Source organism: Microbulbifer mangrovi (genome assembly GCF_002009015.1).
Taxonomy (GTDB): Bacteria; Pseudomonadota; Gammaproteobacteria; order Pseudomonadales; family Cellvibrionaceae; genus Microbulbifer; species Microbulbifer mangrovi.
Map to the genome: position 1 here is coordinate 1 of NZ_LZDE01000062.1, position 541 is coordinate 541.

Below are 541 nucleotides of genomic sequence, written 5' to 3' on the forward strand. Positions count from 1 at the left end.
CCAGCGAGTAACACAAAAGGTGCGCAGTGTTGGCTGTCGCCCTGCCGCTGCTTGTTAAGGCGATGTACCTCCGGGGTCCGATTCCAGCCCCGATGTACCTCACTCGAAGAATTTAGAATCATGACGCGTCATCATAGATAGTGATAATTGTTGCTTCGGAAGCAATACTACACTTTGGTGATTCATGATTCTCAGTTCTTATAACTTTTTTAATACGAAGATTTTTTTCTTTCTGTGGTGAGGACGGACCAAAAGTATAAACGCCTTGGTTTGTGACTTCAGCAAGGAGCTCGACATACAGTAGCTCCCTGAAACCTGATTTTTCCCTCTGGTACATAGCAGAAATATCGAGACCGCCACTTCCGTCTAGCCCGTAAACCTCACCCCCGCAACGATAAAACCCTATCCATTCTTCATCGTAAACCAAATACCCTTTGAATTTACTCTGATCCATTGCGCTAGCAATTACAGGCCAACTTAATATCAGTACACAAAGAAAGGGATTCTTCATTACTTGCCTTAACGCCGTGCGCAGCGGCGG

General features: G+C 45.7%; 1 protein-coding gene. It reads right to left on the minus strand.

Annotated elements, in window-relative coordinates:
* Positions 1 to 118: 118 nt before the first annotated feature.
* Positions 119 to 541 (minus strand): hypothetical protein (locus B4U49_RS00265; RefSeq protein ID WP_204902947.1); only part of this gene is annotated, 423 nt, incomplete at its 5' end.